Source organism: Algoriphagus halophilus, assembly GCF_041729275.1.
Lineage (GTDB): Bacteria > Bacteroidota > Bacteroidia > Cytophagales > Cyclobacteriaceae > Algoriphagus > Algoriphagus halophilus_A.
The window spans coordinates 845,191-860,441 of the sequence record NZ_CP146486.1 but is presented as its reverse complement, the minus strand read 5'-3'; the positions used below and the strand labels follow the sequence as shown (position 1 = coordinate 860,441).

The 15,251-nt window shown below is 39.8% G+C and carries 19 protein-coding genes and 2 pseudogenes; all 21 read left to right on the top strand.

Annotated features, from left to right (window positions below; all coding sequences use genetic code 11):
- Positions 1-92: 92 nt before the first annotated feature.
- A pseudogene (locus V8V91_RS04630) lies at positions 93-398 on the top strand (phage tail protein); the annotation flags it as partial.
- A 1-nt stretch (position 399) separates the two neighbouring features.
- Positions 400-582: a DUF5908 family protein gene (locus V8V91_RS04625; protein WP_373399001.1), complete on the top strand. Its 183-nt coding sequence runs from the start codon at positions 400-402 to the stop codon at positions 580-582.
- A gap of 25 nt (positions 583-607) precedes the next feature.
- Positions 608-1,246, top strand: coding sequence for a LysM peptidoglycan-binding domain-containing protein (locus V8V91_RS04620; protein ID WP_373399000.1), 639 nt, complete (start codon positions 608-610; stop codon positions 1,244-1,246).
- A 4-nt stretch (positions 1,247-1,250) separates the two neighbouring features.
- A pseudogene (locus V8V91_RS04615) lies at positions 1,251-2,545 on the top strand (phage baseplate assembly protein V); the annotation flags it as partial.
- Complete coding sequence (locus tag V8V91_RS04610) at positions 2,546-3,043, top strand: hypothetical protein (RefSeq protein WP_373400871.1); 498 nt, start codon at positions 2,546-2,548, stop codon at positions 3,041-3,043.
- Positions 3,044-3,050: 7 nt separating this feature from the next.
- Complete coding sequence (locus tag V8V91_RS04605; protein WP_373398999.1) at positions 3,051-3,350, top strand: PAAR domain-containing protein; 300 nt, start codon at positions 3,051-3,053, stop codon at positions 3,348-3,350.
- Positions 3,351-3,355: 5 nt separating this feature from the next.
- Complete coding sequence (locus V8V91_RS04600; RefSeq protein WP_373398998.1) at positions 3,356-3,769, top strand: GPW/gp25 family protein; 414 nt, start codon at positions 3,356-3,358, stop codon at positions 3,767-3,769.
- Positions 3,770-3,783: 14 nt separating this feature from the next.
- Positions 3,784-4,035, top strand: coding sequence for a hypothetical protein (locus V8V91_RS04595; protein ID WP_373398997.1), 252 nt, complete (start codon positions 3,784-3,786; stop codon positions 4,033-4,035).
- Between the two features lie 188 nt (positions 4,036-4,223).
- Complete coding sequence (locus tag V8V91_RS04590) at positions 4,224-5,708, top strand: hypothetical protein (protein WP_373398996.1); 1,485 nt, start codon at positions 4,224-4,226, stop codon at positions 5,706-5,708.
- 5 nt (positions 5,709-5,713) lie between these two features.
- Entirely contained in the window at positions 5,714-7,357 is a 1,644-nt protein-coding gene (locus tag V8V91_RS04585; RefSeq protein ID WP_373398995.1) for a hypothetical protein, read from the top strand.
- A 19-nt stretch (positions 7,358-7,376) separates the two neighbouring features.
- Complete coding sequence (locus tag V8V91_RS04580) at positions 7,377-8,132, top strand: adhesin (protein WP_373398994.1); 756 nt, start codon at positions 7,377-7,379, stop codon at positions 8,130-8,132.
- 62 nt (positions 8,133-8,194) lie between these two features.
- Positions 8,195-8,824, top strand: a complete 630-nt coding sequence (locus V8V91_RS04575) for a hypothetical protein (protein WP_373398992.1) — start codon at positions 8,195-8,197, stop codon at positions 8,822-8,824.
- Between the two features lie 139 nt (positions 8,825-8,963).
- Complete coding sequence (locus V8V91_RS04570) at positions 8,964-9,821, top strand: hypothetical protein (RefSeq protein ID WP_373398991.1); 858 nt, start codon at positions 8,964-8,966, stop codon at positions 9,819-9,821.
- A gap of 5 nt (positions 9,822-9,826) precedes the next feature.
- The gene (locus tag V8V91_RS04565; RefSeq protein WP_373398989.1) at positions 9,827-10,450 is read left to right on the top strand and encodes a hypothetical protein; all 624 of its coding nucleotides are present in this window, start codon (positions 9,827-9,829) and stop codon (positions 10,448-10,450) included.
- Positions 10,451-10,475: 25 nt separating this feature from the next.
- On the top strand, positions 10,476-10,910 hold the full coding sequence (locus tag V8V91_RS04560; protein WP_373398988.1) for a hypothetical protein: 435 nt from the start codon (positions 10,476-10,478) through the stop codon (positions 10,908-10,910).
- A gap of 73 nt (positions 10,911-10,983) precedes the next feature.
- Positions 10,984-11,463 carry a contractile injection system tape measure protein gene (locus V8V91_RS04555; RefSeq protein WP_373398986.1) on the top strand — a complete coding sequence of 160 codons (480 nt, stop codon included), beginning with the start codon at positions 10,984-10,986 and terminating at the stop codon, positions 11,461-11,463.
- 47 nt (positions 11,464-11,510) lie between these two features.
- Positions 11,511-12,038 (top strand): hypothetical protein, encoded by a 528-nt coding sequence (locus V8V91_RS04550; RefSeq protein ID WP_373398985.1) that lies wholly within the window; start codon positions 11,511-11,513, stop codon positions 12,036-12,038.
- A 38-nt stretch (positions 12,039-12,076) separates the two neighbouring features.
- Positions 12,077-12,688, top strand: a complete 612-nt coding sequence (locus V8V91_RS04545) for a hypothetical protein (protein ID WP_373398984.1) — start codon at positions 12,077-12,079, stop codon at positions 12,686-12,688.
- Positions 12,658-13,665: a hypothetical protein gene (locus tag V8V91_RS04540; protein ID WP_373398983.1), complete on the top strand. Its 1,008-nt coding sequence runs from the start codon at positions 12,658-12,660 to the stop codon at positions 13,663-13,665. Before V8V91_RS04545 ends, V8V91_RS04540 begins: the two co-directional genes overlap by 31 nt.
- Before the next feature lie 112 nt (positions 13,666-13,777).
- A complete protein-coding gene (locus V8V91_RS04535; protein ID WP_373398981.1) occupies positions 13,778-15,025 on the top strand; it encodes a contractile injection system tape measure protein in 1,248 nt (415 codons plus the stop codon).
- Positions 15,026-15,041: 16 nt separating this feature from the next.
- On the top strand, positions 15,042-15,236 hold the full coding sequence (locus V8V91_RS04530) for a contractile injection system tape measure protein (protein ID WP_373398980.1): 195 nt from the start codon (positions 15,042-15,044) through the stop codon (positions 15,234-15,236).
- The last annotated feature ends 15 nt before the right edge of the window (positions 15,237-15,251 follow it).

Genomic DNA, 15,251 nt, shown 5'->3' with positions numbered 1-15,251 from the left:
CGTCAAATTTTTAAAATATGGCGATATGGAAAGCAGTTTCCAGGAGGTTTCCGGTCTTAAAGTTTCTGTCAAAGTAACGGAAAAAAGAGGGAGGAGATAATGAATATGTTCATTATCTCCCGAACCCTCCCGTGTTTCAGGATTTGGTACTGAAAAGGTGCCTTTTGCCGAATGAGGATTTGACGAATTGGTGTAGAGATGCCTTGGAGAAATTCAAGTTTGAACCATTGAATTTACAAATCATCCTATTGGGGCCAAACCGTGAAAGTATGGCATCCTGGACAGTCGAGAAAGCGTTCCCGATTTCCTGGGAGTTATCTCCACTAAACAGTACGAAGAATGAGCTCGCCATCGAGACCTTGACATTAAAGTATACCAAATTCACAAAAGATTCTTGATATGACTCTGATTATTAAACAATTGACTATAAAAGGAGAGGTGTTGAATGAGGAGGCCCTTGAACCTTCTTCCCCAATTTCTGAGAGTCGGTTAGAACAAACCTTGGAAGAGATGAAAAAGGAAATTAAAGAGGAATGTCTCGAAAAAATGAATGAGGCCCTTGAAAATTATTTGATGCGTTGAAATGGATACAGGTAAACTTACCAAAATGAAATTGGTGGCTTATAAAGAGCCTGATTTTTCCGGTCAGATAGGGGAGTATGAAGTTTTGGTCAATCCTGAAAAGTACAAGGATAAATCAGAAATCAAGTATTCTACCGTTTTGTCACCCATCGGCTCCTCCTTTGAATCGATCAAATTCCGTGGGGCAGGCCCAAAAGTTTTTACGATGGATTTCTTTTTTGATGGCACGGGAATCCTCAACTCCGAAAAGGTAGACCTTCAGATCCAAAATTTAAAGGATCTGATTTATACCTATAACGGGGATATTCACGAGCCCAATTACATCAAGATATTTTGGGGGACCCAATTCTTGTTTCAAGGAAGATTACAATCATGGGAGCCCAACTATACCATGATGGATACGGATGGAACGCCCCTGAGAGCAGAAGTGAAGTGCGGGTTTATCTATTCCATTACAGCGAAGAAAAAGGCTTTATTGGAGAATAAGAATTCAGCGGATTTGACCCATGTTCGGGAAGTGAAATCCGGGGATCATTTACCTGCTATGTGCTATAAGATTTATGGAGACAGCAAATATTATATCCAAGTAGCCAAGTTCAATGGCATCAGCAATTTTAGGGAGATCCTTCCTGGAGATCAAATAATTTTCCCACCAATCGTGTAAACTCATGGCCCAGCTGGAAGAAAATTCCGAACCGGTAAGTATTGAAATAAAAGTTGATGGATCTGTCATAGATGGATCCATTGAAGTGATTTCCATCACAGTTGAACAAGAGATCAACCGAATTACCAATGCTGTCATCAAAATTGTAGACGGTGGTTCTTTTGGCTTGGTCAATGAGCCTTTTACGAATAGCAATGGGGATAATTTTATTCCAGGAAAAGAGATAGAAATCAATTTGGGATATGCTGATGATAGAAGTCTTGCTTTTAAAGGGGTGGTGGTCAGCCAACGACTCATCGTCAAAAAGAACTCCTCTTACATCCAAGTTCTATGTAAGGACAAATCATTTTTATTGACCAAGACCCGGGCCAACGCCATTCTGGACCAACAAGCAGATAGTGATTTATTTTCCGCGATGGCCAGTACTACCGGAGTTTCTATTACCAGTGATTCCCTCACTACCTATCCATATCCTGTAGTTCAGCATAATTGTACAGACTGGGACTTTTTAGTGATTCGTTCCGAAGTGAGCAATTGCTATGTATGTACTTCCGAAAACAGTATATCGATTAAAAAATTTGACTTTGGTACTGCCAGTGACATTACTATTTCAGCTGACCTAGTGGTCATAGAGGTGGATTTAGACCTGAATGGAGAAAATCTTTTCTCAGAATTTGAATTTACTGGCTGGGATCAAAGTACCCAGGCGGTCATCTTGGAAACAGGAAGTTTGAGTGATTCCTTGAGCCAGGGGAATTTGACTGCAACCGCTATTTCGGAGAGTTTGTCCATCCCAAAAATGAGTAAATACACTTCTGGAAAGGTGGGTTCTGAGGAATTTAAGACTTTTTCCGATAGTTGGATCAGCAAATCAGTTTTGTCGAAGATTCAAGGAAAGGTCAAAGTGGTAGGGACTACCAGTATCAAAGCCGGAGATTTTGTTGAATTATCCAATTTTTCTGACCGGTTCAATGGAAAAGGGTTTGTTTCCAAAGTGATCCAAGAATTAATTGATGGACAATGGTCAACCACCATTTATTTGGGATCTAATTCCCGATGGCATTCCTCTTTACCAGATATTGATGACAACAAAGCCATTGGACTAACCCCTTCTGCCACTGGGTATCAAATAGGGGTGGTGACCAAAATTGATAGTGATCCTGACAATGAATTTAGGGTGGAGCTTCAATTACCCGCCTTCAATAATTCCAATAGTGAGAATAAAATTTGGGCTCGGCTGGCTTTTCCTTATGCAAGTGCCGATGCCGGCTTTTTTTCTTCCCTGAAATTGGAGATGAGGTGTTGGTGAACTTCCTTGGAAATGACCCTCGATTCCCAGTGATCACAGGAAGTTTGTATTCCAGCAAAAACAAACCAAAAGAGACTCCTTCAGAAAACAATGAAATCAAATCCATTTATTCCAAATCCGGGATTTCCATCACATTTGAAGATGAGCAGAAGATCCTGACTGTGAAGACGCCAGACGGTCATGAAGTAGTCTTATCGGATCAAGACAAAAACATCAAATTGACTGATGTAAATGGAAATACAATAACCATGGACGAAAGTGGCATTGCCCTATCAAGTCCAAAAGATATTACGATAGAAGCCACAGGGGATATAAAGATGAGTGCTACCGGAACGATCGATCTTTCTGCCACCTCAGATTTAAAGGGCTCAGGTATGAATGTGGAGATGTCAGCAGATACAGGATTTAAAGCTTCTGGGAATGCCTCGGCTGAGCTTTCCGCATCAGGACAAACGACAGTAAAGGGAGCAATGGTTATGATCAATTAAAAAGAATATGCCTTTAGCAGCTAGATTAACAGATATGCACACATGCCCAATGGTAACCCCGGGATTACCACCGATACCCCATGTAGGAGGGCCTATTGTTGGGCCGGGAGCTCCAACTGTATTGATCGGGAAATTACCTGCCGCAAAAATGGGAGATAGTTTAGTATGTGTAGGTCCACCGGATACCATTGTGATGGGTTCGGCGACCGTGATGATAGAAGGTAGCCCTGCGGCGAGAATGGGTGATACCACCGCTCATGGAGGGGCTATAGTTCTTGGATGTCCCACGGTAATGATTGGAGGGTAAAAAATATGGACTCAAACGACAATTCATTTTTAGGTGTTGGCTGGGCTTTTCCTCCGTCTTTTGACAAAGACTCCAGGAAGTTGAAAATGGTGGCAGGGGAAGAGGATATCAAAGAAAGCATTCGGATCATATTAGGTACGATTCCCACTGAACGGGTCATGTATCCCAAGTTTGGGTGTGATCTGATTTCTTATGTCTTTGAATCCAATGATCCCACATTGTATACCATGCTAAAGGATACCATTTCAGATGCACTGCTATATTTTGAACCAAGGATAAAAGTGAAGGAGATAAAATTTGATAAGTCTCAATTTATGGAGGGGATACTAAAAATCTTTATTGACTATACCATCATCATTACCAATACCAGAAGCAACATGGTTTACCCCTTCTATTTCAATGAAGGAACCAATATTTAAAGAATTGTCCGTGTATGAAGAAAGGAATTAATCAAAAAGGGAGGTTATTGACTGTACTGGATCCGTCTTATGTAAAGACGGATGAGCGTACCTTTTTGGACTTGGTTCAATTCACTTTAAAGTATGCTGAAAAAGTGAAATTCTTTGATCTGATGAATACTCCAAGTGCCACTTGGAAGTCAATGTTGATGAGTGATTCGGTTTTTATCATTGGCTCCATTGCAGAAATGGATTTGAATTTTTACAAAAAAAGCATGAAGAACTAGAGTTTCTCAGGAAAGAGTCAGGAGCAAAGAAGCGGAAAACCATACAGGAAGAGTTAACGGCAAATTCCCTCTCACTGGTCAAGAACTTATTTATTTGGAAAGAACTGTTAATTGAATCTGAATATCATGGGGCCCTGCTTAAGGAGATACTCAATGCTTCCAATTTTTTAGTTCCTAGGATCAAAAGATTGATTCCTCAACAGCATCGCTATTCCCCTCAGGACTTTGATTTGACTGCCGAAGAAGTAATTGATGATCCAAGCATAGACCTGAACGAGTCCTTTAAAATGTTTTTTAAAAACCTGATGTTTGTTCAGGAAAAAGCATCACAAAAATTCGAATTCAGTCAAGTAGAACCTAATTTTCATCCACCTCATTTAGGATTGATTTTGAGTTTTCTAAAGCTTTTTCAATTGGCCCAAAAAGAACTCAACAAGCTGTTGGAAAGGCACCTTGATTATTATTACCAGGAAGTGTTGGGACAAACTGAAAAGGAGAAGAAACCAGCAACAGCCTATGTAGGAATCAGTTCCAAACAATTGGATCAACTGGAAATGGGGGTTCCTGTTGACCTCACCTTTTCCAACAAGGAAACGATGAGCTTCCATACCTTGACTCCGGTGAACCTGAGCGCTGCAAAAATTTCAGAAGTTTGGACCATTTATAGAAATTCTTACCAACCTTTTTCGGATAATATATTAAATGACCACAGCGAATTAAACTCCATTTATGATTCCTGCTTGTTCATTGGAGATGGGCAAGAAACGATAGATTTTTCAGGAAGGTTGGAGGGATATCCTTTGGTGATGGGAGAAGACCAGGATGACTTGGGTCGGTTTGAAAGGAATATGAATCCCAGCGAATTAGGTTTTGTGATTACCTCTCCCGTCTTAAACTTGGCCGATGGAAAACATAAAATACATATTTCCATAAAATTTACTCCCAATTCACTGGGCCAATTTGAGGAGATCATGCAGGCCTTATTGAGTGAGAAAGAAAAATCTGAGGGAGGGTTTAGACAAGAGATCAATTCTTTTATCCAGGCTTTTATTAATGATGCATTCATCATTGCTATTACCGGCAAAGATGGATGGGTGGATTTAGATTACAGTTATTTCTTATTCCATTTTGAAGAAAACACCCTTGAATTGATTCTTGAGCCTGAAGGGGAACAGGAAAAATTAGTTCCCTTTGATCCGAAAATCCATTTTGGTCTGAAAGGGCCTATTTGGCCTTGCATTAAATTAAAAATAAATAACAAAGCTTCTTTGCCTCCCATGACCCCATTGGAGTTGTTGGAAGTAGTAGAAGTGGAGGTTTTGACCAAAAGTTCGGAAGTCACCTCTGGAGTACAGTTTTCTAACCAATTAGGGAATTTAGACACAAGCAATCCATTTCAACCGTTCGGGCCCATTCCTTCCTATGACTCCTACCTCAAGGTAAAAAGCCCTCTTATTTTATCCAGTTTTTTGGAGAAACTTTCCATTACTATTTACTGGTCCGGATTGCCGCTTGCCCGAGGAGGTTTTGAAACCCTGTACGAAGTATATCCCGGAGAAATCAAAAATGATAGTTTTAAAGCAGAAATACTTTCAGTGGATGGCCATTTGAAAGGAAAAAAAGTGATCAAAAAACACAGGTTTTCAACTTATTTGAAACTGAAAAGAAAGTAGATGGATTGTATCTGGTTTCCAAAAAGCAGGTGGATGTGAATTTGGATTTATTGAACCCTTCCATTTTTCCGGCCTTAGGAAGAAATCAAGCCAATCAATTAGAACCTTCTTTCTACCTCAAATTTTCCGAACCTAAAGACTTGGCATTTGGTCATGATATTTATCCGGAATTGTACACGGCCGCTTCAGTTCGTACGGGTTTGTTTTTTAGAAAGCATAAGGAAATTCCGAATGTGCCTTATACCCCGGTAATTGACCATTTTGATATTTCTTATTCTAATCGAGCCAAAGAAAATTTAGCTCGGTATAGTCCAAATACCCAAGAGGCAGTTAAATTATTTCATGTATATCCTTTTGGATATGATCAGGTGTATCCAGGAAAGAAAAAGGATTTCGCCTATTTATTGCCTCAAATAAACCAGAAGGGGAATTTGCTGTTGGGTTTAACAAATGTGCAGCCGAATGAAATAATCAGCATAGGAATAGACCTCATACCAGCCTATTTTCTTCATACCATTACCAAAGCCCCAAAGATAACCTGGGAATATTTGGAGGATAATGTATGGTATCAATTAGGGAATATGTTGTTGGAGGACAGTACCAAGGGGTTGATCCATCCTGGAATCATCCGCATTAAATTTCCTTCCCAAATCAGTACCGATAATACCAAATTACCCCAAGGGAAATTTTGGCTAAGGATTTCCAATGAAGGGAATTCAGACCTGAATGCACGGATCAAATCAATTTTTATCAATGCTTGTAAGATTCAGAAATCCGATGGTTCGATCAAGCAGCAGGGAGTAGTCAAAAGGGAAGTGACCAAAATTGCCATTCCAAGTGTGAAAGCCATTGATCAAGTTTCAGGTCCATTTGGCCTTCGTTTCCTTTCGGATTTTCTGATAGAAGATCAACTGAAGGCCTCAACCAGTGAGTTGCTTAGACATCGCAATAGGGCCATTGATGGCTGGGATATAGAACGGTTAATCCTGGAAGAATTTCCCGAAATAGGGAGAGTGATGGTCTACGGCCGAAGTGATTATCCTGAAAGCATCGTTTGTGGAAGTAATGTGCAGGTGGTAGTGGTTCCTGCTTCATTTGATTCTACTCAGGATATTGTTTCATCACTCAGGGTGCCTTTTGGGTTACTTCAGGATATTAAGTCCTATCTCAAAGGATTCCTATCCGCATTTTCCAAGGTGGAGGTATGTAATCCCGTGTTTGAAAAACTAAAAGTAAGGTGCGCGGTAAACTTCACAGATGATTTAAGAGCGGGGTATTTTAGAGATCTTTTAGAAAAAGAGCTGATTGCATTTCTCGCTCCTGATCCGGTCAAGGATATCAGTGGTAAAGGTTTTATCAATTCGATTTATATATCTGAAATCCAGAGATTTATAGAGAATAGGCCCTATGTGGAATTTGTGACCAGATTATCGGTATTGCAGATTATTGATGTTCAGGGGAACCACAAAATTATAGATACAGCCAAATCAGAATTCAAAATAGAGTTACTCAGGACGATTACTCCCTACGCCATACTCACCTCTGCTGAAGATCATCTCATTGAAATCATCACTGAAGACCGATTGGAAGAGCCCAAATTGGCTGGGATTGGTGATTTGACGATAGACTCGGACTTTATTATTAAATAAATAGGAAAAAAGACCCTCCATGGAAGAACTAAATTCTGGTAGAATAGTAATTAATAATCGGGAGCAGCTTAAAAAGTATTTTAGAGGTGGAGCCCTTCCCTTAGAAAATCATTTTGTGATTTTGATCGATTCTATGTTCAATAAAGTGGATGATGGAATCAACAAAACGGAGGAAGATGGATTGATGATTTTTCCAGTTGGAAATGAGGAGAAACTACTCAGTTTTTATGATAGTCTCAAAGACAAGAAGTCGAGTTGGATAATTTCCAATGGAAAGGGAGAAACCAAGGGCTTGATCCTTCGCGAAGGAGATTCTGATCTTCCCACTATATACTTTCAAAAAGAAGGAAACATTGGAATCGGCACCATGTTTCCAACCCAAAAATTAGATGTCAATGGCCTAATAGCTTCCAAGGGAAGAGTTGGGAGTTTCAAAAGTGATCGGGTTCCAGCCGATGGAAAATGGCATCAGATCCTCAGCGGCCTGACAGGATGCCAAGGATTTGAAATCATGGCCTATGCAGGAAAGAAGCAACAAGGGAAGTATGCATTACTTCATGCAACTGCTTTGAGTACCTATGGAAAGTCCAAACCAAAAATCAGAAAGACATGTGCTTATTACGGGTATTGGTGGAACAAAATCAGTCTGAAATGGGTGGGTGATACTTTTGACTATGGACTTCAAATCAAAACCCTTAGTAATTATGGGGGCGATTGTGAAATATATTATCAGATATCAAAAATTTGGGATGATGATTTTTTAACTAATTTTTAAATGGCCAAAAGCAAACAACTTTTAAAAAACGAGAAACTTGCGGTTGCTGAAGATTTTTTGAATTGAAAAAATTGGGGCTAAGTTATGTCCAAAAACTAAGTGGGGAGGAGTGGACAGACTATAACGCCCATGACCCAGGAGTAACCATTTTAGAACAACTATGCTTTGGTCTCACAGATATTGCTTTTCGGACAAATTTCCCCATAGAGGATATTCTTGCTACCCCTCCCAAAGGCCTCATTAGCCCCCGTAAAAATTCATTCCATTCACCCTCTGCTGTTTTTAGTAACCACCCGGTTACGCTAGTAGATTTTAGAAAGTTGATCATTGATTCCTTTGAGGAGATTCAAAATGCCTGGTTGATTCCTCTTCAAGAGGAGTATAAAGCAGAATCCTTAAATGGCCTCTATAAATTGGAGATCATGCCCTCATTGGCGTTTTCCAAAGAACTGGAGCAAAATCCCGGTAGGGAAGATGGTTTTTTAAAATCCCTGCGTGAGTACTTGGAAGGAATTAGGAATATGGGAGAGTATTTTGAAGAGGTGGTTTTATTAAAGCCCGAACCATTTGTCTTGAGTGCGGAGATAGAAATTAAAGAGGAGCTTGAACCCAATAAGGTGATGGCAGAAATCCTTTTGAATTGGAAAAGTACCTCTATCAAACCGTGGCCTATTCCAGTTTTGAAGAGTTGATGGTAGAAGGGCTCAGCTTGAAGGAGATTTTTCTGGGCCAAGGCTACAAGGTGGTTTTATTAAATCAAAAGAATTGAAACCGAGAGCGAGAGGCTTGCTCGAAGAAAATTTTCAAAGCATTTTTTCAAAGATAGACGGGGTGAAAAAGACCTGGAACCTAGAGTTAAAGCTTGCAAATGGAGAAGATCCCCAACAGGTTGGTGAAGGGAAATATTTCAATCTGATTACCAAAATCACCAATCCTGCTGCGATCTATCATACCCTGAAAATTCGAATCAACGAAAACCCACAGTTGATTAGTCAATCTATGGTAGATGAATATTTATTGGAATTGTGGTCTAAAAATTTCCGGCAGTATCAGCATGATTTGTATAAGGACAGCTTCCTTGATAGCAAGTTGAAGGGGAGGTTCAGGAATCTTGGTAACTATACATCCATCTCCCATCACTTTCCAAGGATCTATGGCATTGGGAAAGAGGGATTGTCCACTCAAGATCCGGAGGAACGTAAAGCAAAGGCAAATCAGCTGAAAGGATATTTATTGTTGATGGAGCAATTGATGGGGAATTACCTGTCTCAATTATCCAATTTTTCTGATTTAATAGATCCTAAATCGGGTGTAGATGGCCACACCTACTTTTCCCAGAAGATCAACTCGGTGGTTGGCCTTTCAGAATTGCTGGATACTTCGGGCGTTCCCGATGAGATGACAGGGACCAACGAATCCTCGAATCATTTTTCAGGAGAGAAAATTCAACAAAAGTATGACCGGAAGAATAGGATTTTAGATCATTTTCTGGGGAGGTTTGGTGAGGACTTGAGTGAAGTTCCTTTTAAAGTAGCGAGGCAGGTAAACCTGATATTCTCTGAACAGCGTTTTCAGGAATCGTTGATAAACGCCAAAGCAAGCCTACTGGAAAAAATTGATCGCTTTAATTATTACCGTGGAATCGGACAAAGATTTTCTGGTAAAAAGCTTCTGAGACCTACGGGATAGAAAAATTGATTTCTCTGAAGGCTGGTATCAGTAAAATTCAGGAGTCTTTACTAGGGGAGATTGACAAACATCACCCCTCTTCCTATGATGAGCAGCTTTCCACCTCCAAAACCCACCTAGATAAGGATAAATTAACGAATACCTATCGTCCTTTAAATCCACACGAATGGGAGAGGATCAATGAACCCTCCAATTCTGAACGCTTGAGTTTTGGTAAAATACCGGTCAAGAATCTCTTTGCAAATCCTCTTCAATCGGATAGTTACATGATTTCTCAAAAGAAATCACTGTTGAGAAACTGGGAGATTTTATTCCAAAAAACTTCTACTAATTGGGTAAGAATCTGGGAAGGCAAAAAACTGGATGAAGGATTTAGGAGAATTGGAGCTACCATTCAGCATATCCGGATGATGAACCTGGATTCGGAAGGACTTTTCTTGGTAGATCATATTCTGTTGAAAGAGATGCTAAAGGGTTCCGAATATGGATTTTATCTGACCAATGGAAAAGGGGAGGTTACCTTTACTTCCAACTGGAACCAAGCGTTAATAGGTAGAACTGAATTGCTAAATGAATTTTTCAAGCAGCTATTTCCATTTCAAACTATCAGGTCGATGGCATACAAGTAACCTAAAAAGTGAGCAAGGCAAAGCCTTGGCCACTGCTATACTGGTAGGATCCCTTCCCAAAAATCAATTGGTGGAGAATTTATGGGAAGAAACCCGTCGATTGGTTTACTTAATGAATGGGGATGTGGAATTACAAGGGGTGTTAGCGTTAAAAGAGGTAGAAAAGATCAGATTGACGGGGACACTCAGTAAGGAAGGGAGAGTTCAGCAGAACAAATTGGTCTTGGCAAGAAGGCTTCCCTCAAAAGATATTATCGGAGAATCATTTTTCAATTTAAGGGCAAGTCTGATTTTACCGGATTGGCCCGCAAGATTCCAAGAGCATCATTTCCGATATTTTGTGGAGACCTTGGCCAAAAACAGAATCCCAGCACACTTGAATTTATCGGTTTATTGGAAAAACCTGGATGAGATAAAAGAGTTTCAAAAAGATTCTTCGCTTGGAAAGAGGCGCTCATAAAAAAAGCGAAAAGCTGTATTCCACTTCTTTAAGTTTGTATCGATTGCTTCACAAATGGGAGGAGGAAAGATAAATGATGCAAAACTCCTCATCCCATATCATCGAACACCTAGCCTTGGATTTTTCTTATTCCAACTTGAATCAGGCCAAAAAATCCAATGAGTTTTTAGAAAGCGTGTTTTTCAGCAAATTATCTCAATGCATCGAAACTGTTTTGGAGGAGGTTTTGCCCGGAAAAGTTCTATTGGAGCTGGATGAACTATCCATTGATTTAGGGAAGATTACTCCCTTTGAACTCGAGAACTCATTGGATGAGCTGATTCAGAAAGCATTAAAACAAAGCTTATTGGGAATATTGAGTTCCAAATATGCTTCCTCTATCAAATCCATAAACCGAACCGGTGGAAGAAACTTCGAATTTTTACTCGAGGCATTTTTCCAATTTCTCCAAAAAGGTTATTTCCCTTCTTGGCTGGGTAATCAACTTGAGTTGATGGACTTGGTAAATCAATTAATTGAGCACGAACCGAATCACTTAAATCCATTGTATTAAACCTGGGAGCTTCCAATGAAAATGCAAGGAAGCGGATTGCCTACGGGATGGATAATGAGCAGGTTGAAAAACTGATCCGGATTTTAGAACCTGTGGAAGGGGGATGGATTATATCTTATAAGCATCATATCAGGAAGGTCCGATTAAAGGAGGAAAAAGAGGAGACCCAAATTAATCTCACTGAGAAGGCACTGAACTACTTTATTTTAAATTTTATCCTAAAGAACAGCGGTCCAAAAATGAACCGAGTTGCATTTTCCCAGAAGATGCTAGAACAGATCGCTGCTCATTACAACCTCAATTTCTCCACTTTATTACAAAGGTTGGAGGCAGCGATAGAAACCTATGCGGACCAAAGTTTTGTACTCAAAGACTTGAAGGAAGTGGTATCCTTAATTAAGAAAAATTCAATTAATCAGGAGGATGTTGTCAAAGCAGAAACCCAAGTGCCAGATGGGTGGGTTGAATTATTAGATGCCTATCAATTGGCATATTTGACAGATCTTAAAGGGTGGGATGCTTTGTCCAATGCCTCTAAATTGAAGTATGTGATTTCACAACATCCTGATTTTTAGAGCGACTTTCTGAAACTCAGCTTCAACAGATCATTTCTATGCTTGCTGGAAATCAGTCCGACTCTTGGTCATTTTTGCTGGATAGCATACTGCTTCATCCCTTGAAAGGAATTGATTTTAGTGTTAGTAAAAACCAATTGATAATCAATGGGGTAAGATCCTATATTTCAATGAGTACTAGAATCAATGATGAATCGATCCGAGCCTGGTTTGGGGGATTGGTACAGGTTTCCACCAATTTATCTTCTGGTTCATATCAGGTGTGGGATGAGTTGGTGAAAATAGCGCAGAAAGTAAATCTGAAGAACCCTGAAAAAATCTTGCTTGCGGCCACTTTGATGCCTGAGGAACCCCAAAATCATATTCAAAAGCCACACCAAGAAAACAGGAAACAGCTAGAGGATTTATCCAATGAACTCCTATGGAAAAATTATTCAACCCTCATTGAAAGCTATTTGACTATTGGTGTTTTACCGACCGATCATCAAGACTTAAGTCTCTCTGATCTACAACAGGGAATGAATTTATTGGTCGCAACAAACCCTGCATTTGTGAGATCAATATTATCCAGTTATGGCACGCAATCTACAGCGGCAAAAAACAACGCTTACTCGGCTTATTGGGAACCGTTGATTTGGATGATTTATTAAAGGCCTTATCCCGCTCCTTGCCACAGATGGGGAGTTATTTTGAAGAATTAAAATCTTTGTTTCAAGGGCGTTCCCTCAGTAAAGAAGATCAACTTAAACTAGTGGTTTCCGAATTTGGAGAGCTCCATAAAATCAGCTCCGAACAATCAATGGCAAAGCTCAAGGCTGGATTGACCTTGATTAATAAAATAGCCCTTTCCCATTCAAATCGAAATCCTCAAAATCAATTTTTGTGGAGACGGATCTTAGAAGTAATCAATCCCCAAAATGTGCTGGATTCCAAAACATTCCATTTGCAACTATTTTTAAGTCTGGTTCCCCTTTCCCAGGTGAGGAATTTCAGGAATTACCCAAAAACATTTTTTGCCAAGGACGCTAGGCTCCCATTTTTATCAGCGGTGAAATTTACCGCCAGAAAAGATCTGGCTGAGCTGCAGGCTTTGTTTTATCCTTTTCTGAGAGATACAGCAAGTGATGTAGAGGTGAAAGAGGTTCTTGGAGCAATCATTTCAGAACGCATCAATTCGAGTCTCCGTGATCTTACTGATTTGGTTAAGAAAGGTGAACATTCGATGGTTGATTCACAGAAAGTACGGTTGGAGGTAAGAAGAATTTGGACCTTGATTTATGAAACACAGCTCCTAAACCGGGGCGATCAATTGATCAAAGGGAAAATTAGTAAAGCACTTTTAGAAGTGTTTTTCACCCATCTTAAGCCCAAGGAATGGCAACAATTGACCACAGTTTTTCCCAATGAAACCAGACGTTTTCTAGAGTCAAAAAAGAAGTCTTTGGAATTGCCTCCTTCATCCATCATTCCTCAAAAAAGGCCCCTATCTTTTCATGAACAGGTTTCAGATTTATTGGAAAACAGGCCTTTTAAAAGGAGTTGGCCAACAGTTTACTTCGTGTGCATTCATTTTTTTTGGACTTCTTATCATCTAACAATACGGTACCATCCCACTTGGAGGAATTAATGCTCGGTTTCTTGAGGGAAGGGAAGGAGCTTTCCGAGCCCATTTCTTTGGACGGATACCTGGATTTTTCTTTAAGAAAGTGGTCAATAGGTTGATTTGGGAAAACAAGGAAGTGATTAGTCAAATCTACCTAAAGTTAAAAGTTGAGCAATCAAGTCAATTGGATTCAAGGATTAAGTCACATTTCTTAAAGCATTTAGAGTCCATTCAGGATGCCGCTTCAGTTAACAAGGAGGCAGAGTTATTTCGATGGAGTGAAACTTTTGGTTTTCTAAAAGAGAGAGGGTTTTTGCCTTGGTGGAGCCCCATCAAAAACCTTTCAGTGTTTTTAATGGAATATATCACCCTGGTTGATCATGCCACTGATTCTCAACGAAAATTATTGCGGTATCAACTAGATTCTAGGACCTTGGAAAGCCTACTTTCAAAACAAGGGCTGATACAGAGGAACACCATCCTATTGCTACTTAAAAATACCAAGAAGCTCAGTCAGGAAATACCCGATTTTCAACAGTTAATTGCTTCATTCGATGATCCGGGAAATTCCAAGAATGAATTAAAGAGGAATTTGGAGATCCAAAAATACTCCAAAGACGAGGAAGTAAAGTTCCATCAAACTTCCAAGACTAATCTTTTAGAGACTTTAGAGGTAGCAGGGAATGAATATTTGGAACCGCTTCGTGAAATGCTTTTGAAGTTTGGAGATCGAAGAGTTTTTGAATCGCTCTTTTCCGATTCCAGGCAAAAGGAATACATCCTTACACTTTTGGAGTTGGCACCTTTTGTTTATATCAAAAATGTCAATCCTGCCAAGTGGCGGTGGTTAGTTTATTCATTTGCATGGTTTCAGGTCAGGTCAGGTAATTCGCAGATTGATTCCCGGTATTATTTGATATTCTACCATTATTTACTCAAGAATTTTTCCGGCTACCCTTGGAAATCAATTCTTCACCAGGCCTATAAGCAGGATTCTTTTAAGAGCAGGGTAGCTCCAGAATTGGTAATGTCAATAGAACAATTTTTAAAGGTTGAATTAATGGAAGAAAATAACAGTGTTGACCTAAAAGAAGGGGATCAAATGTTTGTAAAAAATGCCGGGCTGGTACTCTGCTGGCCATTTTTAACGATGCTCTTCACCAAATTGGAATGGCTTGAAAATGCCAGCTTTGTTTCTCCAGAGGCACAACATAGGGCCTGCCACCTCTTGCAATACATCGCATATGGGCATACAGATTTTCCAGAATACGAACTCGTTCTCAATAAGTTTTTGACCGGGATTTCTCCGGAGGAGCATTTGGAGGCAGAGATTGTACTAACCGAGCATGAAAAAGCATGGGAGATGCCATGTTGGGAGGCATGAAAAGTAATTGGGAAAAATGAAAAACGTGTCCCATGATGCAGTAAGGGAAACATTTTTACAACGGGAAGGAAGCCTTGAACATGGCTTTAGTTCACTGGTTTTGGTGGTGGAAAAGAAGAGCGTGGATGTGTTATTGGATAGTATTCCTTGGGGAATATCTATGGTCAAACTACCCTGGATGAAGAAAGGAATCGAGATAAACTGGAGATGATATTACTATGAAAGC